Source organism: Pseudomonas cichorii (assembly GCF_015471405.1).
Taxonomy (GTDB): domain Bacteria; phylum Pseudomonadota; class Gammaproteobacteria; order Pseudomonadales; family Pseudomonadaceae; genus Aquipseudomonas; species Aquipseudomonas serbiensis.
In genome coordinates, this window is sequence record NZ_BLVZ01000021.1 from 45393 (window position 1) to 68252 (window position 22860).

Below are 22860 nucleotides of genomic sequence, written 5' to 3' on the forward strand. Positions count from 1 at the left end.
TGAACATTACAAACAGACATCATTGAGAAAGAGTTCAACGGCGACCTTGTGTCGACTCTGGTGTAAGCTCGTGCGCTGCTGGTTATCCCATCGAGAGGCTTATGCAGTCCAACTTCCGACGCTCGTCCCTGGCAGCGCTTCGCGGTTTTGCCTTGTCCGGCGATGCCATCACCATCGTTCCTTCTGCCGCTGACTATCGACGCTGCCTGCTGGAGAAGATCGCTTCTGCCACCCGGCGCATCTACATCATCGCCCTGTATCTGCAACAGGACGAAGCCGGCCAGGAAATCCTCGACGCTCTGTATGCCGCCAAGGCCGCACGCCCCGAGCTGGACGTCGTGGTGCTGGTCGACTGGTTTCGCGCACAACGGGGCCTGATCGGAGCGGGTCGCCAGGCAGGAAACTCGGCCTGGTATCAGGCGCAGAATCTGGAATACGACGAGGAAGTCCCGATCCATGGCGTGCCGGTGCAGACCCGTGAACTGTTCGGTGTGTTACACCTCAAGGGCAGCGTGATCGACGACTGCGTCATCTACAGTGGCGCCAGCATCAATAACGTCTATCTGCACAAACTCGACAAATACCGTCTGGATCGTTATCACCTGATCCAGAACAAACAACTGGCCGACAGCTTCGTGGACATGGTGCAGCGTGAAATCCTGCCTTCGCCTGCCGTTCACCGCCTGGACCTGCAATCACCTCCCGACTCCCGCAGCTTGCGTGGCGAAATCAGGGCTTTTCGCAGCAACCTGAAACGTGCCGCCTACGAAACCAGTGCAGGCGACAAGGAAAACGGCGAGCTGCGCATCATGCCTCTGCTGGGCGTCGGCCCGCGTAATCCGCTCAACCGGGCCATTTGCGACCTGATCGCCGCCAGCAAGACACAACTGACGATCTGCACGCCTTACTTCAACATGCCGGTGGCGGTGACCCGGGAAATCAATCGCGCTCTCAAGCGTGGAGTGAAAGTCGACATCATCATCGGCGACAAGACCGCCAACGACTTCTTCATCCCTCCAGAAGAACCCTTCAAGGTCATCTCAGCCCTGCCCTATCTGTATGAAATCAGCCTGCGCCGTTTTGCCCAGAAGCATAAGAAGGCCATCGCCCAGCACCGGTTGAACCTGCATCTGTGGAAGCATGGCGATAACACGTTCCACCTGAAGGGTGTATGGGTGGATGATCGCTATACCTTGCTGACCGGCAACAACCTCAACCCTCGCGCCTTCAACCTGGACCTGGAAAACGGCCTGCTGATCGATGACCCGAAAGGCCAATGGATCGAACCGCGAGCAGAAGAGATTCAACAGTTGATGCAAAACACACGGCGGGTCGGCCAGTACGACGAGCTGGATACACTGGCCCATTACCCTGAAGGCGTGAGCAAGTTCCTGCGCAGGGTCAGCCGGGTCAGGATCGAGCGTTTGCTGTACCGGATTCTGTAAGTAGCGGCTTTCACGACTGAAGTCGCTCTCATCAGGCATAAACGCAACGTCATGAATTAAAACGCTTTTCTTTAGGAGCGTGTTTGTCCTGGGCAGCATTCCGACGATCGGCTGCGTAGCCGTCGTAGATTTTGCGAGCGCTGCGCACTCGATCGCGGACAAGTCCGCTCCTACATCGCCCTCTGTTTACTGCGCGACAGCGCGGTGCCAAGGCGGAGGGTGATCTCCTACAGAATTCGTAGGAGCGAATTCATTCGCGAATCGTCAGCCCACCAACGCAATCAACTGCTGCCTCTGCGCATCGGTCAGCATCGGGCCGAATCCCGCCCCGGCATTCTCGGCCATGTAGCGCGGGTTGCCGGTGCCGGGAATCACGCAGGTCACTGCGGGGTTGGCCAGCAGGAACTTGAGCGCCAGTTGCGGCCAGCTGTTCACTTCCACCTGTGCGGCCCATGCAGGCAAAGGCTTTTCCTTGAGCCGCGAGAGCAGACCGCCGCCACCGAACGGTCGGTTGCAGATCACCGCCACTCCACGTTCCCGGCACAGCGGTAGCAATCGCTTCTCGGCAGCACGATCATCCAGCGCATAGTTGATCTGCAGAAAATCCAGCGGCTCGGCCTTGAGTACAGCCTCCACTTCGTCATAAGCCGACGAGGTGTAATGGCTGATCCCTATGTAACGAATACGCCCTTGCTCCTTCCATTCTCGCAGGGTCGGCAGATGCGTCCTCCAGTCCACCAGATTGTGGATCTGCATCAGGTCGATGCGTTCGGTCTGCAATAACCTGAAAGACTCCTCCATCTGAGCAATGCCCTCCTTGCGTCCGCGAGTCCAGACCTTGGTCGCCAGAAAGGCTGGCGAGCGCGGTTCGTGAATGGACAACAGCTCGCCTGTCGTCTGCTCGGCACGGCCATACATGGGCGAGCTATCGATGACGCTGCCTCCCGCCGTAAACAGTGCATCGAGCACGGCACGCAGTTGCTTGTAGGCAGGGCTTGAGGTCGCGACATCGAAACCACGATAAGTGCCCAACCCGACCACGGGAATGGGTTCGTTACTGGAGGGAATCGTTCGGGTCAGCATAGTCTTGCCTTCCTGGGTCAGCTTCGAGGGTGAAGACGGAGAGGGAATGGTCGGCGGCTTATCGCCCGCGGCGGCGGTATCGAACGCCATCGCTGCTGCGGTACCGGCAGCCAGAGTGAGCAGCCGCCTGCGAGTGAATCCGGTCGATGAGTTCATGGCGTTCTCCTGGTGCATCCACATCTTCTGCGTGATGCGCTGCCTGTTTTAGCTATCAGTGACGCTCCTTGCCCACTTGCGCGCCACTGATAACGCTGTACGGTTGCTCGCGAGTGATGTCGTACTCGGCAATCGGTCGGGCAATGGCGTCCTTTTCCTTGATCAGCAGCCATTGCTCCTTGTCACCACTGCCTTTGAAGCGCATGCGGACCAGAGCCCAGTCTCCTGTCAGCTTTTCCCCTGTCAGGGTGAACTTGAGCTTGCCTTGCCGGTAGGCCTCTTGCGGATCGCCATGGGGTTGCCAGATGCCACGATCCCAGACAATCACGTCCCCACCACCATATTGTCCCTTGGGAATACTGCCCTCGAAGCTTGCGTAGCCCAGCGGGTGATCCTCCACATGAACTGCCAGACGTTTTTGCGTCGGATCCAGGCTAGGCCCTTTGGGGACAGCCCAGCTTTTGAGCGTGCCATCAAGTTCCAGACGGAAATCGTAATGCAGGTTGCGCGCATCATGTTTCTGGATCACGAAACTCAACGCCCGGGTGCGCGCCTTGCCTTTCTTCTGCAAATCCTGCGCAGGCTCGGAGGTGATTTCAAAGTTGCGCTTGCGGGTGTACTCGCTGACAGGCTTGGCCATGATCAGTTATCTCCAGACCACTCAGGAAGCTTCGCAGGCTTTTCAGGTCGTCGCTGCCTGGCCGTTTTGTCTGGCAACCGGAAATTGCCTTGGGTAGCCGGTGCTCTTGCCATTGCCTGTCTCCCGTTGCTTGTCGTTAAAAGTGACAGGGCTGCGCAGGCAAAAGTTTCGACTCAGTGACGGGCGTTGCAAGTCCGGGAAAACAGAGTGTCTGCCGCTGCCGATGCACGAAATCAACACCTATATTCATTCTGATTATAAAAATATGGTTTTCCGTTCTTTTACGGAATAAATCGCAGCCTTTATAACTGGCACCACTCCCATGCTGTGAGCCAACTGTCTGCGAGGCAACAGTAGGTGCTGTTCAGCTATCAACACTGCCTGATCTTCCCAAGGAATTGTCATGAACGTTTTCTGGTTTCTTCCCACCCACGGCGATGGTCATTTTCTGGGTACGACCAAAGGCGCGCGCCCGGTCACGCTCAACTATCTGAAGCAGGTGGCCCAGGCCGCCGATGACCTGGGCTACTACGGTGTGTTGATTCCTACCGGCCGCTCCTGCGAAGACTCCTGGGTCATCGCTTCGGCGCTGGTGCCGCTGACGGAGCGTCTGAGATTTCTGGTGGCGATTCGTCCGGGAATCATTTCTCCGACGGTTTCGGCGCGTATGGCCGCGACGCTGGACCGACTCTCTGGTGGCCGCCTGCTGATCAACGTGGTCACCGGTGGCGATCCGGATGAAAACCGTGGCGATGGCAGCTTCCTCGATCACAGCGAACGCTATGAAGTCAGCGATGAGTTCCTGCAAATCTGGCGTCGTGTGCTGCAAGGCGAATCCGTGGATTTCGAGGGCAAGCATCTGCGCGTGCAGAACGCCAAGGCGCTGTACCCGCCGATCCAGCAACCTTACCCGCCGCTGTACTTCGGTGGTTCTTCCGACGCCGCCCATGATCTGGCCGCCGATCAGGTGGATGTCTATCTGACCTGGGGCGAACCGCCGGCCGCCGTGGCTGAAAAACTGGCCGATGTCCGCGAACGAGCTGCACGCAAGGGCCGCACCGTCAAGTTCGGCATCCGCCTGCATGTGATCGTGCGCGAAACCAGCGAAGAAGCCTGGAAAGCCGCCAGCACCCTGATCGAACATATCAGCGACGAAACCATCGCCGCCGCACAGAAATCGTTTTCCCGTTTCGACTCCGAAGGACAACGCCGCATGGCTGCCCTGCATGACGGACGCCGGGACAATCTGGAAATCGCGCCTAACCTGTGGGCCGGTGTCGGCCTGGTGCGTGGCGGTGCCGGTACGGCACTGGTGGGCAACCCGCAGGAAGTCGCGGAGCGCATCAAGGAATACGCGGACCTGGGCATCGAGAGCTTTATCTTCTCCGGCTACCCGCATCTGGAAGAAGCCTATCGTTTTGCCGAGCTGGTTTTCCCGCTGCTGCCCGAGCCTTACGCCAGCCTGGCGGGACGCGGCATTACCAACCTTACCGGCCCCTTTGGCGAAATGATCGCCAATGATCTGCCACCGCAGGCCAAGTGATGTCTGTGCAACTGCTGACCTTGCCGCCCTCGCCGGCTCTGGCGACCTCGATCCGGGCCACGGCTCAGGTTTTCGAGGACCCGAAATCCCGGGACTTGCTGGCACACGTGCAGCAAGTGGCGCCCAGCGATGCCAGTGTGCTGATCATCGGGGAAACCGGTACCGGCAAGGAACTGGTTGCGCGGCATCTTCACGAACTCAGTAACCGTCGCGACAAACCTTTCGTGGCGGTCAACTGCGGAGCCTTCTCCGAGTCCTTGATCGAGGCCGAGCTGTTCGGCCATGAGAAAGGTGCTTTTACCGGTGCCTTGAGCGCCAAGTCTGGATGGTTTGAAGAGGCCGATGGCGGCACGCTGTTTCTGGATGAAATCGGCGATCTGTCCATGCCGCTTCAGGTCAAGTTGCTGCGCGTGCTGCAGGAACGTGAAGTGGTGCGCCTGGGTTCGCGCAAGAGCATTCCCATCAATGTGCGAGTGTTGGCCGCTACCAACGTACAACTGGAGAAAGCCATCAATGCCGGGCATTTCCGGGAGGATCTGTATTACCGGCTGGACGTGGTCAATCTGGAGTTGAGCCCGTTGCGCGAGCGGCCGGGCGATATTCTGCCGCTGGCCCGGCACTTCATCGATATCTATAGCCAGCGCTTGAACTACGGCCCGGTGCGCATCAGCCCCGAAGCCGAGCTGAAGCTCAAGAGCTACAGTTGGCCGGGCAATATTCGTGAGCTGGAAAACGTTATCCATCACACCTTGCTGGTCTGCCGTAACGGCATTATCCAGCACGAAGACCTGCGCCTGTCGAACCTGAGGATCGAGCGTCAGGAAGAGACGTCAAGGAGCGAGGAATCGACTGAAGAACTGCTCATGCGCGCTTTTCAAAAGCTGTTTGAAGAACAGGCCGGCGCCCTGCACGAAAAAGTCGAAGATGCGCTGCTAAGAGCGGCCTACCGCTTCTGCCATCACAATCAGGTGCATACCGCCAACCTGCTAGGCCTGACCCGCAATGTCACACGGGCGCACTTGATCCGCATCGGCGAACTGGCCGTCAACAAGCGCCGCCCCGGTGAAAACCTGCAAGGCGAGCAGATGCTGCACCTATCGGTCTGAAGCCAGGGCGGTCAAACGCAAGGCCAGTGCCTTGGCCTGGATCGCCACGTCAGTGACCGCAGTACTTTCCCACCACATGCCCCGCAACGGCGGGCCCATGGCAAACAGACGCGGTGAAAAATGCCCTTGGGCATCACACACCGCGCCATCGGTATCGGCAGCAATCCCCAACGCCAGCGGCCCCGGCTGAATCAAGCCACGGGCCAGCAATTGCCGTGGCAAGGGACGGTCGACCCGACGCCAGTCGTATTCGATCCCGGTGGAGTTGATCAGGGCATCTCCCGACACCAGCGATGACTGGTCCTGGCCGCGGCGCCGGACCTGAATCTGTACCTGACCCGAAGGCTGGGTCTGCACGCCTTGCAGCGAAGCAGCCTCAATGGTCAATCGTCCCTGATGCACCAATTCAGCCAACAAGGCCGCACTCGGCGGCGGCGAGCGATGGTGATGGCTTTCCCACCATGGCCGCACATGCCTGACGAACTGCCGACGCTGGCGATCACTGGCCTGATTCCACAACCTGCCGATATTGGCACGCACTGTATCCAGCGGTGCCTGCCAGTCGATACCGCTTTCGATGGCCAGCTCACACTGCTCACGCACCTTGCGCAGCAACTGCCGGGTACTGCGAATGCTGTGATCCTGACCGAGAAAGTCTGGCCACTCCGGTGGCTGGCGACGCACATGGGGCAACAGGCCGTGGCGGGAAAACACCTTGATCGGGCCGCGATGCCCGGCCTGCTGCAAGGACACCAGCGCATCGACCATGGTGAGCCCGGAACCGATGATCAACACCGTGGCCTGAGGATCGAGCTGGCGCATGGTCTCGACATTCCATGGATCAAGCCCTGCAGCATTCAAACCACTGGACTGGCGTTGTGGCGTGCGCGCAGCGGCGTACATGCCCGTGGCCAGAACCGCATGACGGGCCTTCAACCCGCTTCCATCGGCCAGTGTGACGCTCACGCCCGACTCGTCTGTGAGCAGGTCGACCACTTCCCCGCGTATATGCTCGACACTGGAACCCTGGCCCTGGCCGATCACCTGAGCCTCTCGCAATCGTTGCTGTACATACAACCCGAACACACCTCGCGGCGGAAACAGCACCGGCACCGGAACCGACTGCTGCTGCGCCTCAGGCCAGCCGCCATCGGCCAGGTATTGCGTCAGCCACTGGGTCAGGTCGTCAGGATTATCGGGGTCGGCACTCATGCGGGCAGCGTTGCCATTGAGGGTATGCCCGGGCTCGGTGGCGCTGTAGGCCTCTCCCCTGCCCAGTTCGGTTCGAGGCTCGACGATCAGGATGCGCCGCATGCCGGGCTGACGCAGCAACTGGACCGCCAGCATGCTGCCACTCAAGCCTCCACCGATAATCAGGACATCGGCTATTGCAGGCTGGGTCTTGTCATCGCGCATCGAACATTGCCTCGGGCTGGTTGTATGAGGTCTGGATTTACAACACTACATTGCGAACAAAACGCAGGGTGACTTCACCCTCGTTACGATAACTGTGGGGCTGATTGCTGGGGAACATGAAGAACTCACCGGGCCCCACCTGATGCTGCCTGTCAGGCTCGGCAAAGCCAATGGTCAGATGCCCTTGCACGACATAGACCTGCTCGCTCCAACCTTCAGGGTCAGCCTCCGATGCGTAGATATCGCCGGGTGCCAGGCTGAACTCCCATAGCTCGACCTCACGCCGGGCAAGCGCCTTGGCCAATAACACCGCCTTGCTGCCGGGCAGGGTTCCGGCCCAGGCCAGTTCGTTGATACGGCTGTGATCCGCCAGCTCGGGAGCCTGGATCAAGTCACTGAACGCGACCTCCAATGCCTCGGCCACACGGTCCAGAGTCGCAAGGCTGACGTTTTTCTCACCCGCCTCGATAGCCACCAGCATGCGGCGACTGACGCCGGACTTTTCCGCCAGAGCGCTCTGACTCAGCCCTGCCGTATTTCGCAGGCGGCGAACATTGTGGCTGACATGCTGCAGCACGGGCGCACGTTGGGAGTTTTCTTTGTGCATGATATTGCTCATTCGGACCCTTTGCGCATTATACTGCCCATCTTTTTGCGACGCATTGTGTGTCGCGTACCCCATAGCATGCAAGGCCTCAAGGCCTGGAAACCGTCATGAACACCATTAGCCGCATACCGCGCGTCAGCAAAGCAGAAGCGGTATTGATCCTGATTACTGTCCTGTGGGGCGGCACATTCCTGATGGTCCAGCATGCGCTCACCGTCAGCGGCCCGATGTTTTTCGTGGGGCTGCGCTTTGCTGCGGCGGCCGCCATCGTAGCGCTGTTCTCCATGAAAATAATGCGCGACCTGACCTTGCTTGAACTCAAGGCAGGCGTGTTCATCGGCACATCGATCATGCTCGGCTACGGGTTACAGACCATCGGCCTGCAGACCATTCCCAGCAGCCAGTCGGCATTCATCACCGCATTGTATGTCCCCTGCGTGCCGTTACTGCAATGGCTGATACTCGGACGCCGCCCCGGCCTGATGCCCAGCCTGGGAATAGCCCTGGCCTTTACCGGGCTGATCTTGCTGTCGGGGCCGGAAGGCGCATCGCTGCAATTCAGTCCCGGCGAGGTTGCGACCATCATCAGCGCTGTGGCGATTTCTGCCGAGATCATCCTGATCGGTGCCTATGCCGGCAAGGTCGATGTGCGACGGGTCACCGTCGTGCAACTGGCAACCGCCTCGATACTGGCATTCCTGATGATCGTCCCTACCGGCGAAAACCTGCCGGGCTTCTCCTGGCTACTGGTCATCAGCGCCGTAGGCCTGGGTGCGATGAGCGCAATCATTCAGGTTGCCATGAACTGGGCACAGAAAAGCGTCTCCCCGACCCGCGCCACCGTGATCTACGCCGGCGAACCGGTCTGGGCCGGCATTGCCGGACGGTTGGCGGGCGAACGTTTGCCGGGTATCGCATTGCTGGGCGCGGCACTGATCGTGGCTGGCGTGATCGTCAGTGAAATGAAAGCGCGGGCCAAGGTTCAGGAGCAGGAAGTGGATCAGGAAGAAGGCGTACGGAAGCTGGATCAATAACCTCCGATTCCACGCCCTGTCAGGCTCTCAGGTTTAAAACAGACACTTCTTGTAGGAAATTCCCGTAACCATGGGTTTGGAGATGCGACGTCTGGCACGTATGATGCTTGACATTTCCCTGCAGATTAGAAGCCTATGTCTCTGATAGTTCTACTGCTTCTGCCTTTCATCGGCAGCTGTCTGGCGGCTTTTTTGCCGCACAACGCACGCAACGCTGAATCCCTGCTCGCTGGCGTGATCGCCCTGATCGGTGCCGTGCAGGTTGCGTTGTGGTTCCCGCAGATCGCCGACGGCGGTGTGATTCGTGAAGAATATTTCTGGCTGCCCAGCCTGGGACTGAATTTCGTCCTGCGCATGGACGGGTTTGCCTGGATGTTTTCAATGATGGTGCTGGGCATTGGCACGCTGGTGTCTTTGTATGCGCGCTATTACATGTCACCGGACGATCCTGTTCCGCGCTTTTTTGCGTTTTTCCTGGCCTTCATGGGGGCGATGCTCGGGCTGGTGATCTCCGGCAACCTGATCCAGATCGTGTTTTTCTGGGAACTGACCAGCGTCTTTTCCTTCTTGTTGATCGGCTACTGGCACCACCGTACCGACGCCCGACGCGGGGCCTATATGGCACTGATGGTCACGGGTGCCGGCGGGCTGGCGTTGCTGGTCGGTGTCCTGATGCTGGGCCATGTGGTGGGCAGTTATGATCTGGACCGCGTGCTGGCCTCCGGCGACGCGATCCGTGCTCATGCGCTGTACCCGGTGCTATTGACCCTGATCCTGATCGGCGCGCTGAGCAAAAGCGCGCAGTTTCCGTTCCATTTCTGGCTGCCCCACGCCATGGCGGCACCGACGCCGGTCTCGGCTTATCTGCACTCGGCAACCATGGTCAAGGCCGGGGTGTTTCTGCTTGCCCGCCTGTGGCCTTCTTTGTCCGGCACCGAACAGTGGTTCTGGATCGTCAGCGGGGCCGGGGCCTGCACTCTGGTCCTCGGGGCCTACGCGGCGATTTTCCAGAATGACCTGAAAGGTCTGCTGGCCTACTCGACCATCAGCCATCTGGGCCTGATCACCTTGCTGCTGGGCCTCAATAGCCCGCTGGCGGCTGTCGCGGCGGTGTTCCACATCCTCAACCACGCCACCTTCAAGGCCTCATTGTTCATGGCCGCGGGGATCATCGACCATGAAAGCGGGACACGGGATATCCGGCGCCTCAGCGGGCTGATCAAGCTGATTCCCTACACCGCGACCCTGGCCATGGTGGCCAGTGCCTCCATGGCCGGAGTGCCGCTGCTCAACGGCTTCCTGTCCAAGGAAATGTTCTTTGCCGAAACCGTGTTCATTTCCGCCACAGCCTGGGTGGAAATGGCGCTGCCAATCGTCGCCACGCTTGCCGGGACCTTCAGCGTCGCCTATTCCCTGCGCTTTACGGTCGATGTGTTTTTCGGCCCGGCGGCAAAAGACCTTCCCCTGCTGCCCCACGAACCGCCTCGCTGGATGCGCGCACCGGTGGAGCTGCTGGTGATGACCTGTCTGGTGGTCGGTATTTTCCCGGCCCAATCGGTTGCGCCCCTGCTGGCTGCTGCCGCTCAACCGGTGGTGGGCGGTACGCTGCCCGAGTACAGCCTGGCGATCTGGCACGGCTGGAACGCACCAATGATCATGAGCCTGATCGCCATGGCCGGAGGGATTATCCTGTATCTACTGCTGCGCAAGTCGTTCCGCCAGGAACGCTTTGTCGGCCCGCCACTGGTATCGCGCCTCAACGGCAAGCTGTTTTTCGAGCGCTGCCAGGTGATTCTGATGCATTGGGCTCGCCGTTTTGAGCGTCAGGTCAGCACCCGTCGCTTGCAGCCCCAATTGTTCCTGCTGGTCCTGACGGCGGCCGTGTTTGGCTTTATCCCGATGTATTTCAGCGGCCTGACCTGGGGCGATCGGCCGAAGATTCCGGGCTCCGGAGTGTTTGTCACGTTATGGCTGATCGCGATTGCCTGCGCCCTCGGGGCCGCATGGCAAGGCAAGTATCACCGTCTGGCCGCCTTGATCATGGTCAGCGTGTGCGGCCTGATGACCTGTATCACCTTTGTCTGGTTCTCGGCCCCGGATCTGGCGCTGACCCAGCTTGTGGTCGAAGTGGTCACCACCGTGCTGATCCTGCTGGGTCTGCGCTGGCTGCCACGACGTAACGAAGATGTTGCTCCACCCGTCAGCACGCGCCTCAGCGCCCGCACCCGGCGCATTCGTGACTTGACGCTGTCCGCGCTGGTGGGTGTCGGCATGGCCTTGCTGTCCTATGCCATGCTGACCCGCCAGACGCCCAACACGATTTCTTCGTTCTACCTCAGCCGGGCCTTGCCCGAAGGTGGCGGCACCAACGTGGTCAACGTGATGCTGGTGGACTTCCGGGGCTTCGACACCTTCGGCGAGATCACGGTTCTGGCTGCCGTGGCCCTGACGGTATTCGCCTTGCTGCGTCGCTTCCGTCCGCCGAAGGAAAGTATCGCCCTGCCCGCCCAGCAGCGTCTGCTGGCCCGCGATGTGGTCACGGATCTGATCAACCCGCGCAGCGCGAGCGATACAGCCCTGGGTTTCATGATGGTGCCTGCGGTGCTGGTGCGTCTGTTGCTGCCTGTCGCGTTCATGGTCTCGATGTACTTGTTCATGCGCGGTCACAACCAGCCGGGCGGCGGATTCGTCGCCGGTCTGGTGATGTCGGTGGCGTTCATCCTGCAATACATGGTTGCCGGAACCCAGTGGGTCGAGGCTCAGATGAGTCTGCGCCCTCTGCGCTGGATGGGCACAGGCCTGCTGTGCGCCATCACTACCGGGCTGGTTTCCATGGCGCTGGGTTATCCGTTCATGACCACCCATACCGCCCACCTGGACTTGCCGATACTGGGTGATATCCATTTCGCCAGCGCCTTGTTCTTCGATGTAGGCGTCTATGCCGTCGTAGTGGGTTCGACCCTGCTGATCCTCACCGCTCTGGCTCACCAGTCGGTGCGCAGCCATCGGCCGACTCAATTGCCGAAACCGATTGCCAGCCCTGCTGGCGAATCCGCGACTACACAAGGAGCCGTCTGATGGAAGAAGTCATCGCAGTCGCCATTGGCGTTCTCGCTGCATCCGGTGTCTGGCTGATCCTGCGCCCGCGTACCTTCCAGGTGGTGATGGGGTTGTGCCTGCTGTCCTATGGCGTAAACCTGTTCATTTTCAGCATGGGCAGCCTGTTCATCGGAAAGGAGCCCATCATCAAGGACGGCATCCCTCAGGATCTGCTCAATTACACCGACCCCTTGCCTCAGGCACTGGTACTGACCGCAATCGTCATCAGCTTTGCCATGACCGCGCTGTTTCTGGTCGTGCTGCTGGCGTCCCGCGGGCTGACCGGGACTGACCATGTGGATGGCAGGGAGCCCAAGGCATGAACTGGATGAACCAACTGATCGTTGCCCCCATCCTGCTGCCACTGATGACCGCCGGGCTGATGCTCTGGCTGGGCGAGAAGCACCGGCCACTCAAGGGCCGTATCAACCTGCTGTCGAGCATGCTGGGGCTGGGGATTTCCATCACCTTGCTGTTGTGGGTCCAGCAGAGCGGCACCATGGGTTCGATCGGGGTTTACCTGCCGGGCAACTGGGAGGTGCCGTTCGGTATCGTGCTGGTGGTGGATCACCTGTCGGCAATGATGCTGGTGCTGACCGGCATCATTGCCGTGTGTGCCTTGCTGTTCGCGCTGGCACGCTGGGACCGGGCAGGAGCCAGTTTCCACGCCTTGTTCCAGATTCAGTTGATGGGCCTGTATGGCGCCTTCCTGACGGCGGATCTGTTCAACCTGTTCGTGTTCTTCGAGGTGCTGCTGGCGGCGTCCTATGGTTTGATGCTGCACGGTTCCGGACGCGCACGGGTGTCGGCGGGCCTGCATTACATCTCGATCAACCTGCTGGCCTCGTCGCTGTTCCTGATTGGCGCCGCACTGATCTACGGCGTGACCGGCACCCTGAATCTGGCGGATCTGGCGATCAAGATCCCGCAGGTGCCGGAATCCGACCTTGGCCTGCTGCATGCCGGCGCGGCAATCCTGGCCACCGCCTTCCTGGCCAAGGCCGGCATGTGGCCACTGAACTTCTGGCTGGTGCCTGCCTACTCGGCGGCCAGTGCGCCGGTTGCGGCCATGTTCGCAATCATGACCAAGGTCGGCATCTACACCCTGCTGCGCCTGTGGACGCTGCTGTTTTCCGAACAGGCCGGGCCTTCGGCATTCTTCGGCGGTGACTGGCTGATCTACGGCGGCATTGCAACCATCGTCACCGCAGCAGTGGCAATCATCGCCGCCCAACGCCTGGAGCGTATGGCCAGCCTGAGCATTCTGGTTTCGGCCGGCATCCTGCTCGCAGCCATCGGCTTCGCCCAGCCCAGCCTGACGGCTGGCGCGCTGTTCTATCTGGTCAGCTCGACCCTGGCGCTGAGTGCGATGTTCCTGCTGGGTGAACTGATCGAGCGCTCGCGTTCATCCAATGAAATCGCGCTTGAGGATGATGCAGACCAGTTGCCACGCAATATGGAATCGCTGAACCCGCCGCGGGGCACCAATCTGGATGACGAACAGAAAGCCGTGGTCGGCCAGGTCATCCCCATGACCATGGCCTTTCTGGGCCTGAGCTTCGTGGCCTGCGCTCTGCTGATTATCGGCATGCCGCCACTTTCGGGTTTCATCGGCAAGCTGACCCTGCTCAGCGCCCTGCTCAATCCATTGGGGCTGGATGTGGCAAAGGACGAGGCGATATCCACTCAAAGCTGGATATTCATCAGCTTGCTGATCTTCTCGGGCCTGGCTTCGCTGATTGCCTTTTCCCGCCTCGGCATCCAGCGTTTCTGGACTCCGCTGGAAACTCCTTCGCCCTTGCTGCGCCGCAATGAATGCCTGCCCATCGTGATTCTGCTGGGCCTGTGCATTGCGTTGACGATCAAGGCTGAACCACTGCTGCGCTATACACAGGACACAGCAGCGGCCCTGCATAATCCCACGCAGTATGTGCAATCGGTCATGGCGACACGTCCGGTACCAGGCCCGGTCAGCACACAAGCCGTCTCGCAGGTGCAACCATGACAAAGTACTTTTTCCCCGCCCCGTGGTTTTCCCTGGCGCTCTGGGTGCTGTGGCTGGTGCTGAATCTGTCGATCAGCCCCGGCACCGTGCTGCTGGGGGCCGTATTCGGGTTCCTGGCTCCGCTGCTCATGGCGCCTCTGCGACCGACTCCGGTACGCATTCGCAAACCCGGCACGATCCTGAAGTTTTTCCTGCGGGTGGGCTACGACACAGTAATCTCGAACCTGCAGATATTCATGTCGGTCTGGAACCTGAAACGCCGCCCGCCACGCTCGGCGTTCGTCAAGGTGCCATTGGACCTGCGCGACCCCAGCGGCCTTGCCGCACTGGCGATGGTCACGACTGTGGTGCCCGGCACCGTCTGGTCGGAACTGGCGCTGGACCGCAGCATTCTGCTGATGCATGTGTTCGATCTGGAAGATGAAGCTCAATTCATCGAGCACTTCAAGACAGCTTATGAGCGTCCCTTGATGGAGATTTTCGAATGACTGCACTGCTCGACAATGCCATTCTGCTCAGCCTGCTCATCTTTGCCCTGGCGATGGTGATTACCCTGATTCGTCTGTTCAGGGGGCCGTCGGCACAGGATCGCGTACTGGCTCTGGATTACCTGTACGTCATTGCCATGCTGATGATGCTGGTGCTGGGCATACGCTATGCCAGCGACACCTATTTCGAGGCAGCCCTGCTGATCGCCCTGTTCGGTTTCGTCGGCTCCTTTGCCCTGGCCAAATTCCTGTTGCGCGGAGAGGTGATCGAATGAATTCGCTACAGACCCTTCCCTTCTGGGTGCAGGTCATTACCTCGTTACTGCTGGTTACCAGCAGTGTGTTCGCCTTGACCGGCGCCTTGGGCCTGTTGCGCCTGAAGACCTTTTTTCAGCGTATGCACCCACCGGCCCTGGCCTCCACGCTGGGAGCCTGGCTCGTTGCACTGGCTTCGATCATTTATTTCTCGGCACTGAAATCAGGACCGGTGATTCACGCCTGGCTGATTCCAGTCCTGCTGTCGATCACCGTGCCGGTCACCACGCTGCTGCTGGCCCGTACCGGACTGTTCCGCAAGCGCATGGCGGGGGATAACGATGTTCCGCCGGAAGTCAGTGGCGATCGTCCCGCACGAGACTCAGTGGAAAACTGAAACGCCATTGATCACTTCGCGGGCGGCCCTGCTCGCGAAGACTCACACCCAGGCTTTCGTCACTCGCTGGCCTTGAAGGTCAGCTCACCCTTGCGCCACTTGGCAGCCTTGCCGATGGCCGCTTTCAGGGGCTTGCTCAAACCACCCTGCAATTGTTCATTGGCCGCAAAGACCATGAACACGCCATGACCTTCCTTGAAGACAATCCCGTGGCCTTCGGGAATATCGACATAGGCGTAATCGCCCAGCCCGTAGACGGTGAATTTGATATCACGGAACTTCAATTCGAACTTTCCACCCTCACGACTGGGCAGGACCGAGGCGCGAAAATGGTCGCCCACCTTGAGTTCAAGGCGCGGCTTGTCATCGACTACCAGCGCTGTTTCGGTATCGATTTCAGACATGTAGATGCCATCGGGCGACTGCTCGGTGACATAGACAAAACGTGACTGGAACTGCTTGACCAACTGCGCACGTAGATCACCGAGCACAAACAGAGAATGGGTATCCAGGTTACTTACAGCCAATGTACAAATCCTCGAACATGAAAATAAAGCTGCCTGACAAAGCCAGGACAGTCAAAAAATAAGCATCCATACAAGCCGCTGGAGCGGCTGAAATACCTGCTGACACGCACTGAAACTGCGAGCGATGATTCCATGGTCGCCACCCTGCCGGGCAGGCTGGAGGCGGATTCTACCGACAGACAACGCCAGCGGCATATATACCTTTTGTACAGAGAGATATCAGGGGCAGGAAAAGTGGCGCCATTGGGCACGCGAGACAGAACATTAGCATCTGTCGCAGGATCAATAAAAGGTTCGTCGAACTCTTGTCCATCCTCGGCACTCCGATGAAGGACAAAGCCCCCTCTGTAGCCAAGGAGATGACATGGAACTGCCAACCCACTCGCTGCCCAACCTGTTCTCCCAACTGGGCCTCGACTCGGATGAGGATAGCATCCAGAACTTCATTGCCAACCACTCGCTGCCTGACAACGTGAAACTGATCGACGCCGAGTTCTGGACACCCCAACAGGCCCGATTCCTGAAGGAAGAGCTTCGCGAAGATGCCGACTGGGCTCCTGTGGTCGACGAACTGAATGTGTTGCTGCACAAGAGCCCATGACACCTGCACGTCAATGCCGGTATCCAGCCTGATTCGTATTGGGATACCGGACACGCCCTCCCGGCTCTGGCGCATGCACGAATACGGCATCACTGAAGCTGCCGACCCGGCCTATGATCGCATTCCAGTGCGCCGAGTGATGAATATAGCGCCAGCGCAGCAGGCGCTCTTCCTGCTCGTCCAGGGTATAGGCACCGCCGCGGGCATAGCTGATCAACTTGCGGCAGACACCTTCGAGTTCAGGAGCGAGTCGCAACTCTGCGGTGTCGGGAACCGGCTCGAACGGCACGCCTTCGTCGCAGGCCAGCGCATGCATGACCCGCAGATAAACCCGCGACAAATGCCCGAACACCTGGCGACGTAAACAGGCAGCAGCCACCACCGTCTTGAGCCCGAAAGCGGCAGTATGCGCACGACCATAAGTTTCGCAACACTCCACCTGCAACGAGGCCTGGCGGTCCAGAGGGTCGATCCACTGCCCGGCATCCAGCGCCTGCAAATCTTGCTGTGCCTGTAACCAGGCAGTGCTCGACTCACAGGAGGTGTCCTGGCAGAGCATGCTCATGCGGGGCCGGGTCAACAGCAGTTTTTCTTCCATCTGTGGATGATAACCACCGCCAATATCGGCATGGGCTCCCGGCAGCACGATCTCCCGGCTCCAGTCAGGGGCGATGCTGTTGAGCGCAAAGTTGCGTCGTGACTCATCACGCGCCACCAGATGCAGTACCTGTTGGGCACAGCCCGGTGGCAAATACAGATTGACCCGGTTGCTGGCAGAGTCGCGGACATTGTAGAAATCCCGGAAGCTGCCAATGGCGGCCACTGTATCGAACAGGCCGATAACCTTGAGCCTCACACTGCCACTCTCCCAGCCGAAATCCGCACTCAAGGGGACCTTGCGACTTGCCAGGACCGGCTCAAGCGCCCCCTGAGCCTGCTTCAGGACCTCGTTGATGAAATGCCGGGCCGAGGCCGCGCCGCGACTGAAACCGAAGATATCCAGCTCAAGGGCTTCAATGACACAACCGGGATTATCGAGCGTAAACGCCTTGAGACGGGAACCAAGCTTTTTGATTGCATGCTCGGCCTTGGCGGTAACGCCTGTCGTACCACGGCCAAAACTTTGCCCCGGCCAAAGAGAATCACCGGCTCCGGAAGTTGTTCCCGCGCCACTGATATAAACGGGCCAATAAGCTTTCAACCCCTGCCCATCGTTCCTGGCCACATATTGATGGCGATAAAGTGCAACCAGGCGGGCGATATTACTCAGATCGTTGCTATAACTGCTATTGGGGTCGGTGTGCCTGCCCGAACATTCGACAATGTGTTTATGGGCATTGACCTCCATCATGGCCCGACAGTCAGCCCCTATCTGGCTATTGACGCGATTATTGCCTGTGCCATCGAAGAAAAGGCCTGCACGCACCGTAACACGTAGCACTGCCGTGTCAGAAACCGCAGCCCCCTTATTAACCGTCCATGTATTTTTCATCTTCCATCCATCCGTAGAAAACAACCATTTCGTATGACTGCCATTTAATGATTTTCAATACAATTGATTAAATAGCTTGCTCAGCAACACGAAACAGTCAAGCAACGGAGAGATTTACAGAGCGATCCTACAAACTGGATCAGTACTACTCTAAATAAACAATAAATAAATACCGCAACAAACAAGAAAAATAAAATCTACAAAATAAACATAGAAGTTTTAAACCACTGATCAACTCTCTTTCGTGATCCTCATAAATTACAGGCGCAAGAAAACCGGGAGGCTAAAATAGCCTCCCGGTCTGGTGACACCTCACTCCAGCCTGTGAATCAGGCCTGGCGCTGGTGCTTGTCGATCTGCTCGTGGCGCTCTTGCGCCTCGATGCAATATTTGGTCGTCGGGCTGATCAGCAGGCGCTTGAGGCCAATAGGCTCACCGCTGTCGTCGCACCAGCCAAAGGTGTCATCGGCAATGCGCGACAAGGCCATTTCCAGCTGGGGCAGCATACGCTGATCACGGTCGATGACATTGACCAGCCAATGACGCTCTTCTTCTACCGAAGCAGCATCAGCAGGGTCGGCCGGGGTGTCCAGGCTCTCGATAGCAATGCGGCTTTGCTCGATACGCTCGTGGATTTCAACCTTCATGGCCTGCAACAGCTCGACGAAGAAAGCATGCTGTTCAGCATTCATGTAGTCATCGGCCGGCATGGCCAGCAACTTTTCCTTTGTCATTTATTTCTCTATAAAAAAACGTGCATTGAGGAGCGGCTCAACGTTGCCGTAAAAGCGCCATGATCTCCAAGCGCCACCAGGCACTCAATTTACGAGGGGCGGCAGTCTAAGGCCGGCTTGGCCCGTCGGCAATACAAATGAAGGGTTTTTGTACCACAACTGCATGGATTGCCCCTGAAATCCAGCCTTGAAACCCGCCTGAGAGCCTCTGACTCTGCTTTGAGGATTCAGTTCAAGCACAAAAGGGCCTCAACAGGCCCTTTGCGCTACACATCCACGATCAGCGCTTGGCTTTACGCTTGTTGCGATATTGATCGATTACCACCGCAACCACAATGATCAGGCCCTTGATGATGTCCTGAACATAGGCATCCACGCCGACAAAGGTGAACCCGCTGGCCATGACGCCCAGGATCAGCGCGCCGATGACGGTGCCGGTAATGCGCCCGACGCCACCGGCCAGGCTGGTACCGCCGATCACGGCTGCGGCAATGGCATCCAGTTCATAGGACATGCCCATCCCCGCCTGCCCTGTCGCCGCCCGTGCCGAAGCCACGACACCGGCAAGCCCCGCCAGCAGACCGGCAATGCTGTAGACGATGACCAGATGACGCTTGACGTTGATACCCGAGGTGCGTGCCGCCTGCATGTTGCCGCCGATGGCATAGGTGTACTTGCCGTACTTGGTGTAGCGCAGGGCTATGTGAAAGATCACCGCGACGACCAGGAAGATAATAACCGGCATCGCTCCCTGGCCAATGGCGGTATAGGAATCCGAAAGCATGCTGACCGGCTGGCCTTCGGTGTAGAAACGCGCCAGCCCGCGGGCAGACACCATCATGCCCAGCGTGGCAATGAAGGGCGGGATCCCGGTGATGGCAATGATGCTGCCGTTGATCGCCCCGGCCAGCAATCCGACACCCAGCCCAACGACCACCGGTATCCAGACCGGCAGGTCAGTGAGCGAGGGAAAGACTGCGCGGGAAAAATCCGATGTCTGCGCCAGACTGGCAGCAATCATCGCCGACAAGGCCAACACCGAGCCGGACGAAAGATCGATACCGGTGGTGATGATGACCTGAGTGACGCCGATGGCCAGCAGACCGATGATGGAGACTTGCAGAATCATCAGGACCAGTCGCTGGGAGTTGAGCAGGAAGCTCTGGTCACGAACGATCCAGCCAAACAACTCGAAGATCAGCCCGATGCCGATCAGCACCAGGAAAATACTCAGTTCGGTAGGCAGCCGCCGTTTGCTCTTGGTCGGCGCCAGGGCCGGTTTGTTTTGCAAGATCGCGTTGCTCATTTTGATTACCCTCTTGTTCTTCTTCTGCGCGAGCCCGGCCAGGCGAACTCAGTGAACCAAATGGCCGGAAGCCAGATGCATGACTTTTTCCTGGGTAGCCTCACTTCGGTCGAGGATGCCCATCATTTCGCCTTCATGCATGACCATGACCCGGTCACTCATACCCAGCACTTCGGGCAACTCGGAGGAAATCATGATGACAGCCATGCCTTCGCCAGCCAGGAAAGAAATCAGGCGATAGATTTCTGCCTTGGCCCCCACATCGATGCCACGGGTCGGCTCATCGAGAATCAGGATTCTGGGGTTGGTCATCAGCCAGCGCGCCAGCAATGCCTTCTGCTGATTGCCGCCTGAAAGCGTATCGATGCACTGTTCCAGAGAAGGCGTCTTGACGCGCAGCTTCTTGCACATGTCTTCACACAGCGCTCGCAGAGCCTTCTGCTGGACGAAACCATTGCCGGCGTAGTTGGCCAGAACGGCCATTTCCATGTTTTCCATGACCGACAGGCAGGGAAACAGCCCGGTGAGCTTGCGGTCCTCGGTCAGTAACGCAAAGCCTTTTTCAATGGCCTGATGCGGGTCGGTAATACGCACCGCAACACCATCAAGCTGTATTTCGCCACCCTGGCTGGGTGAGATACCGAACAGGGTTTCGGCCACATTGGTCCTGCCGGAGCCCATCAGCCCGGCGATGCCGAGAATTTCGCCGGCATGCAGGTCAAAGGACACGCCCTGGAATACACCGTCCAGACTCAGGTCACGTACCGACAGCAGCAGGTCGCCAATCGGCTTTTCACGCTCGGGAAAGAGCTGGGTCAGTTCGCGCCCGACCATCATCGAGATCAGGCTGTCGCCGTCCATGCTTTCGGCGCGTTGCAGGCCGATATAGGCACCGTCCCGGAACACCGCCACTTCATCGGCAATTTCAAACACCTCACTCATCTTGTGGGTGATGTAAATGATGCCTTTGCCCTGGGCCCGCAAGTCGGCAATGATCGAAAACAGGTGGGCGACTTCCGTCTCGGTAATGGCAGACGTCGGCTCGTCCATGATGAGGATGTCGGAGTCATAGGAAACCGCCTTGGCAATCTCCACCATCTGCCGCTCGGCAATGCTCAGGTTACCGACCAGCTCCTGCGGGTCGAGCTTGATGCGCAAGCGCTCCAGCAGATCGGCGGTGCAGCGGTACATTTCCCGGTGATCGACCATGTGCAGGCTGTTGAGTTGTTCGCGGCCGATCCAGATATTCTCGGCAATGCTCATGAATGGCATCAGGTTCAATTCCTGATGGATCATCGCGATACCCGCCTGCAAGGCGGCCAGAGGCGTATCGAAGCGGATGGGATTGCCCCGCAGGCGTATCTCGCCGGCGTCGGGCTGATAGATCCCGGCAATGATTTTCATCAGGGTCGACTTGCCGGCACCATTCTCGCCCATCAAGGCCAGCACAGTGCCGGGACGTACCCGTAACTGCACATCATTGAGAGCGATGACGCCCGGAAAGCCCTTGCTGATATTGCTGATTTCCAACAGATAAGGGGATGGAACGTCAGTGGCGACACGATCATCGACACGGGCAGCGGACGGCGTATCGCGCTGGACATGGCGGGTAGCAGTAGCGGAACCGAACATGATCACAAACTCCTCAAGCAACAAGCTGTGGGAGGGGTACGCTGCAAGCCCTCCCTGGCATGTTCACTATTTTGATTTGAAGGTATCGACGTTTTCAGGCGTGATGAGGCGATACGGAATCAAAATGGCCTGCGGCTCGACCTTTTCCTTTTTGGCCAGCTTCACAGAGGCATTGATCGCGCCAATGGCCTGCTCCTTGGCATCCTGAAAGACAGATACCGCCAGATCGCCCCGTTTCACGGCATTCAGGCCATCGGGCGTACCGTCCACACCGGCGACAAGTACACTGCCTGATTTGACGCCAGCCTGTTTCAGGGCCATGGCGGCACCAATCGCCATTTCGTCGTTATTGGCCAGCACCGCGTTGAATGCCCTGCCCTGGGTGATCCAGTCGTTGGTCAGGTCCATACCTTTCTGACGCAACCAGATGCCGGTCTGCTCCTGATCGATCTTGATGTCGGGATACTTGCTCAGCACCTCTTTGATGCCTTTGGTGCGATTCTGCGTCGAGTTGTTGGCCAGGTCCCCCAGCAGGATCATGACGTTGCCCTTGCCGCCCAGTTTTTCGGCGATGTATTGCATTTGCATCCGGCCCGCCTCGATGTCATCGGAGGTCACGGTAGCGACGCCTTCGGGCAACTTGGGATCATCAGGACGGCGATTGACGTACACCAGTGGAATGCCGGCCGCCGTGGCAGATTTTGTGATGCGGGCGGTAGCTGCCGTATCCACGGGGTTTACGATCAGAGCGTCGACTTTCTTGCCGATGAGCTCCTGAACCTGATCGATCTGCTTGTTTACGTCTGCACGGGCATCGACGAACTGCAGCTTTACATCATCAGGCAGGGTCTTGGCGTGGGCGCCCATGTCTTCACGCAGATAGGTCAGCCAGGTGTCATCGAACTGCGACATGGCAACGCCGATCTTGATATCGGCCAGTGCAGTGCCACTGCCCAGCATCAAGGCCAAAGCCAGCGAAGTGAAACGAATCTTGGTCTTCATAAAGGTCTGTCTCCAAATTCTTGTTGTTGTTCAGACTTGGTAACGACGTAGCGAAGAGCGGTTTATTTCGGCAGACGAACACCCGTAGCACCGGGTATGCAGAACAGTTGCGCATCCTTGTGCTGGACGCACATGCCGCGTGCGACGAGCGTAAGAAATCGCTCCATGACAGAGATCCAGAATGACGAGGGGGCAGAACGCTTGGCCTTTAGGCCTCGGGTAGGGGTTTTCATCGACGGTACCTATCTTTGTCTTGTTTTTGTTTGCTTGTTCCCTGTGACCTTCAGACGGA

At 58.6% G+C, this 22860-nt stretch carries 20 protein-coding genes and 1 pseudogene; 11 read left to right on the forward strand and 10 right to left on the reverse strand.

The window, feature by feature from the left end:
* Positions 1–101 precede the first annotated feature (101 nt).
* Complete coding sequence (gene pssA, locus JL015_RS25790; RefSeq protein WP_201020473.1) at positions 102–1445, forward strand: CDP-diacylglycerol--serine O-phosphatidyltransferase; 1344 nt, start codon at positions 102–104, stop codon at positions 1443–1445.
* Positions 1446–1709: 264 nt separating this feature from the next.
* Here pssA and JL015_RS25795 read toward each other — a convergent pair whose 3' ends face one another.
* Together JL015_RS25795 and JL015_RS25800 are read right to left on the reverse strand one after the other, a co-directional pair.
* Positions 1710–2684 (reverse strand): aldo/keto reductase, encoded by a 975-nt coding sequence (locus JL015_RS25795; RefSeq protein ID WP_201020474.1) that lies wholly within the window; start codon positions 2682–2684, stop codon positions 1710–1712.
* A 61-nt stretch (positions 2685–2745) separates the two neighbouring features.
* A pseudogene (locus JL015_RS25800) lies at positions 2746–3324 on the reverse strand (DNA polymerase ligase N-terminal domain-containing protein); the annotation flags it as partial.
* A 403-nt stretch (positions 3325–3727) separates the two neighbouring features.
* On the opposite strand from JL015_RS25800, the gene ssuD reads away from it, so the two are divergent.
* Both ssuD and JL015_RS25810 read left to right on the forward strand, forming a co-directional pair.
* Entirely contained in the window at positions 3728–4867 is a 1140-nt protein-coding gene (ssuD, locus tag JL015_RS25805) for an FMNH2-dependent alkanesulfonate monooxygenase (protein ID WP_201020475.1), read from the forward strand.
* Positions 4867–5973 (forward strand): sigma-54 interaction domain-containing protein, encoded by a 1107-nt coding sequence (locus JL015_RS25810; RefSeq protein ID WP_201020476.1) that lies wholly within the window; start codon positions 4867–4869, stop codon positions 5971–5973. Before ssuD ends, JL015_RS25810 begins: the two co-directional genes overlap by 1 nt.
* Here the strand turns inward: JL015_RS25810 and JL015_RS25815 are convergent.
* Both JL015_RS25815 and JL015_RS25820 read right to left on the reverse strand, forming a co-directional pair.
* Complete coding sequence (locus tag JL015_RS25815) at positions 5962–7389, reverse strand: FAD/NAD(P)-binding protein (RefSeq protein ID WP_201020477.1); 1428 nt, start codon at positions 7387–7389, stop codon at positions 5962–5964. The genes JL015_RS25810 and JL015_RS25815 overlap by 12 nt on opposite strands.
* 37 nt (positions 7390–7426) lie before the next feature.
* Positions 7427–7996, reverse strand: a complete 570-nt coding sequence (locus tag JL015_RS25820; protein ID WP_201020478.1) for a helix-turn-helix domain-containing protein — start codon at positions 7994–7996, stop codon at positions 7427–7429.
* A gap of 107 nt (positions 7997–8103) precedes the next feature.
* Between JL015_RS25820 and JL015_RS25825 the strand changes: the two genes are divergently transcribed.
* The 7 genes from JL015_RS25825 to JL015_RS25855 all read left to right on the forward strand — a co-directional run bounded on the left by JL015_RS25825 (position 8104) and on the right by JL015_RS25855 (position 15274).
* A complete protein-coding gene (locus JL015_RS25825; RefSeq protein ID WP_201020479.1) occupies positions 8104–9030 on the forward strand; it encodes a DMT family transporter in 927 nt (308 codons plus the stop codon).
* A gap of 135 nt (positions 9031–9165) precedes the next feature.
* The gene (locus JL015_RS25830) at positions 9166–12108 is read left to right on the forward strand and encodes a monovalent cation/H+ antiporter subunit A (protein ID WP_201020480.1); all 2943 of its coding nucleotides are present in this window, start codon (positions 9166–9168) and stop codon (positions 12106–12108) included.
* Complete coding sequence (locus JL015_RS25835; RefSeq protein WP_007251310.1) at positions 12108–12452, forward strand: Na+/H+ antiporter subunit C; 345 nt, start codon at positions 12108–12110, stop codon at positions 12450–12452. Before JL015_RS25830 ends, JL015_RS25835 begins: the two co-directional genes overlap by 1 nt.
* The gene (locus tag JL015_RS25840) at positions 12449–14134 is read left to right on the forward strand and encodes a monovalent cation/H+ antiporter subunit D (RefSeq protein WP_201006685.1); all 1686 of its coding nucleotides are present in this window, start codon (positions 12449–12451) and stop codon (positions 14132–14134) included. The genes JL015_RS25835 and JL015_RS25840 overlap by 4 nt, the downstream gene beginning before the upstream one ends.
* Positions 14131–14622 carry a Na+/H+ antiporter subunit E gene (locus tag JL015_RS25845; protein ID WP_201020481.1) on the forward strand — a complete coding sequence of 164 codons (492 nt, stop codon included), beginning with the start codon at positions 14131–14133 and terminating at the stop codon, positions 14620–14622. Before JL015_RS25840 ends, JL015_RS25845 begins: the two co-directional genes overlap by 4 nt.
* Positions 14619–14897, forward strand: a complete 279-nt coding sequence (locus JL015_RS25850) for a K+/H+ antiporter subunit F (protein WP_025259419.1) — start codon at positions 14619–14621, stop codon at positions 14895–14897. Before JL015_RS25845 ends, JL015_RS25850 begins: the two co-directional genes overlap by 4 nt.
* A complete protein-coding gene (locus JL015_RS25855; RefSeq protein WP_201006689.1) occupies positions 14894–15274 on the forward strand; it encodes a Na+/H+ antiporter subunit G in 381 nt (126 codons plus the stop codon). The genes JL015_RS25850 and JL015_RS25855 overlap by 4 nt, the downstream gene beginning before the upstream one ends.
* Before the next feature lie 59 nt (positions 15275–15333).
* Here the strand turns inward: JL015_RS25855 and JL015_RS25860 are convergent, their stop codons facing one another.
* Entirely contained in the window at positions 15334–15801 is a 468-nt protein-coding gene (locus tag JL015_RS25860) for a hypothetical protein (RefSeq protein ID WP_201006691.1), read from the reverse strand.
* Positions 15802–16165: 364 nt separating this feature from the next.
* Here JL015_RS25860 and JL015_RS25865 point away from each other — a divergent pair, with 364 nt between their 5' ends.
* Complete coding sequence (locus JL015_RS25865) at positions 16166–16402, forward strand: DUF2789 domain-containing protein (protein WP_201006693.1); 237 nt, start codon at positions 16166–16168, stop codon at positions 16400–16402.
* A gap of 10 nt (positions 16403–16412) precedes the next feature.
* Here JL015_RS25865 and JL015_RS25870 read toward each other — a convergent pair whose 3' ends face one another.
* The 5 genes from JL015_RS25870 to JL015_RS25890 all read right to left on the reverse strand — a co-directional run bounded on the left by JL015_RS25870 (position 16413) and on the right by JL015_RS25890 (position 22568).
* Positions 16413–17894, reverse strand: a complete 1482-nt coding sequence (locus tag JL015_RS25870) for a T6SS phospholipase effector Tle1-like catalytic domain-containing protein (RefSeq protein WP_201020482.1) — start codon at positions 17892–17894, stop codon at positions 16413–16415.
* A gap of 329 nt (positions 17895–18223) precedes the next feature.
* Positions 18224–18628, reverse strand: a complete 405-nt coding sequence (locus JL015_RS25875; RefSeq protein WP_025259414.1) for a TraR/DksA family transcriptional regulator — start codon at positions 18626–18628, stop codon at positions 18224–18226.
* A gap of 280 nt (positions 18629–18908) precedes the next feature.
* Entirely contained in the window at positions 18909–19934 is a 1026-nt protein-coding gene (locus JL015_RS25880; RefSeq protein WP_201006697.1) for an ABC transporter permease, read from the reverse strand.
* A gap of 48 nt (positions 19935–19982) precedes the next feature.
* The gene (locus JL015_RS25885) at positions 19983–21566 is read right to left on the reverse strand and encodes a sugar ABC transporter ATP-binding protein (protein ID WP_201020483.1); all 1584 of its coding nucleotides are present in this window, start codon (positions 21564–21566) and stop codon (positions 19983–19985) included.
* A 66-nt stretch (positions 21567–21632) separates the two neighbouring features.
* Positions 21633–22568 (reverse strand): sugar ABC transporter substrate-binding protein, encoded by a 936-nt coding sequence (locus JL015_RS25890; protein WP_201020484.1) that lies wholly within the window; start codon positions 22566–22568, stop codon positions 21633–21635.
* Positions 22569–22860 lie beyond the last annotated feature (292 nt).

Coding starts and splice junctions, on each gene's coding strand:
- JL015_RS25815 (WP_201020477.1), bottom strand. CDS start 7,389: ATGCGCGATGACAAGACCCAGCCTGCAATAGCCGATGTCCTGATTATC.
- JL015_RS25870 (WP_201020482.1), bottom strand. CDS start 17,894: ATGAAAAATACATGGACGGTTAATAAGGGGGCTGCGGTTTCTGACACG.
- JL015_RS25890 (WP_201020484.1), bottom strand. CDS start 22,568: ATGAAGACCAAGATTCGTTTCACTTCGCTGGCTTTGGCCTTGATGCTG.
- ssuD (WP_201020475.1), top strand. CDS start 3,728: ATGAACGTTTTCTGGTTTCTTCCCACCCACGGCGATGGTCATTTTCTG.
- JL015_RS25820 (WP_201020478.1), bottom strand. CDS start 7,996: ATGCACAAAGAAAACTCCCAACGTGCGCCCGTGCTGCAGCATGTCAGC.
- JL015_RS25885 (WP_201020483.1), bottom strand. CDS start 21,566: ATGTTCGGTTCCGCTACTGCTACCCGCCATGTCCAGCGCGATACGCCG.
- JL015_RS25795 (WP_201020474.1), bottom strand. CDS start 2,684: ATGAACTCATCGACCGGATTCACTCGCAGGCGGCTGCTCACTCTGGCT.
- JL015_RS25825 (WP_201020479.1), top strand. CDS start 8,104: ATGAACACCATTAGCCGCATACCGCGCGTCAGCAAAGCAGAAGCGGTA.
- JL015_RS25875 (WP_025259414.1), bottom strand. CDS start 18,628: ATGACAAAGGAAAAGTTGCTGGCCATGCCGGCCGATGACTACATGAAT.
- JL015_RS25855 (WP_201006689.1), top strand. CDS start 14,894: ATGAATTCGCTACAGACCCTTCCCTTCTGGGTGCAGGTCATTACCTCG.
- JL015_RS25840 (WP_201006685.1), top strand. CDS start 12,449: ATGAACTGGATGAACCAACTGATCGTTGCCCCCATCCTGCTGCCACTG.
- JL015_RS25845 (WP_201020481.1), top strand. CDS start 14,131: ATGACAAAGTACTTTTTCCCCGCCCCGTGGTTTTCCCTGGCGCTCTGG.
- JL015_RS25865 (WP_201006693.1), top strand. CDS start 16,166: ATGGAACTGCCAACCCACTCGCTGCCCAACCTGTTCTCCCAACTGGGC.
- pssA (WP_201020473.1), top strand. CDS start 102: ATGCAGTCCAACTTCCGACGCTCGTCCCTGGCAGCGCTTCGCGGTTTT.
- JL015_RS25835 (WP_007251310.1), top strand. CDS start 12,108: ATGGAAGAAGTCATCGCAGTCGCCATTGGCGTTCTCGCTGCATCCGGT.
- JL015_RS25810 (WP_201020476.1), top strand. CDS start 4,867: ATGTCTGTGCAACTGCTGACCTTGCCGCCCTCGCCGGCTCTGGCGACC.
- JL015_RS25850 (WP_025259419.1), top strand. CDS start 14,619: ATGACTGCACTGCTCGACAATGCCATTCTGCTCAGCCTGCTCATCTTT.
- JL015_RS25880 (WP_201006697.1), bottom strand. CDS start 19,934: ATGAGCAACGCGATCTTGCAAAACAAACCGGCCCTGGCGCCGACCAAG.
- JL015_RS25830 (WP_201020480.1), top strand. CDS start 9,166: ATGTCTCTGATAGTTCTACTGCTTCTGCCTTTCATCGGCAGCTGTCTG.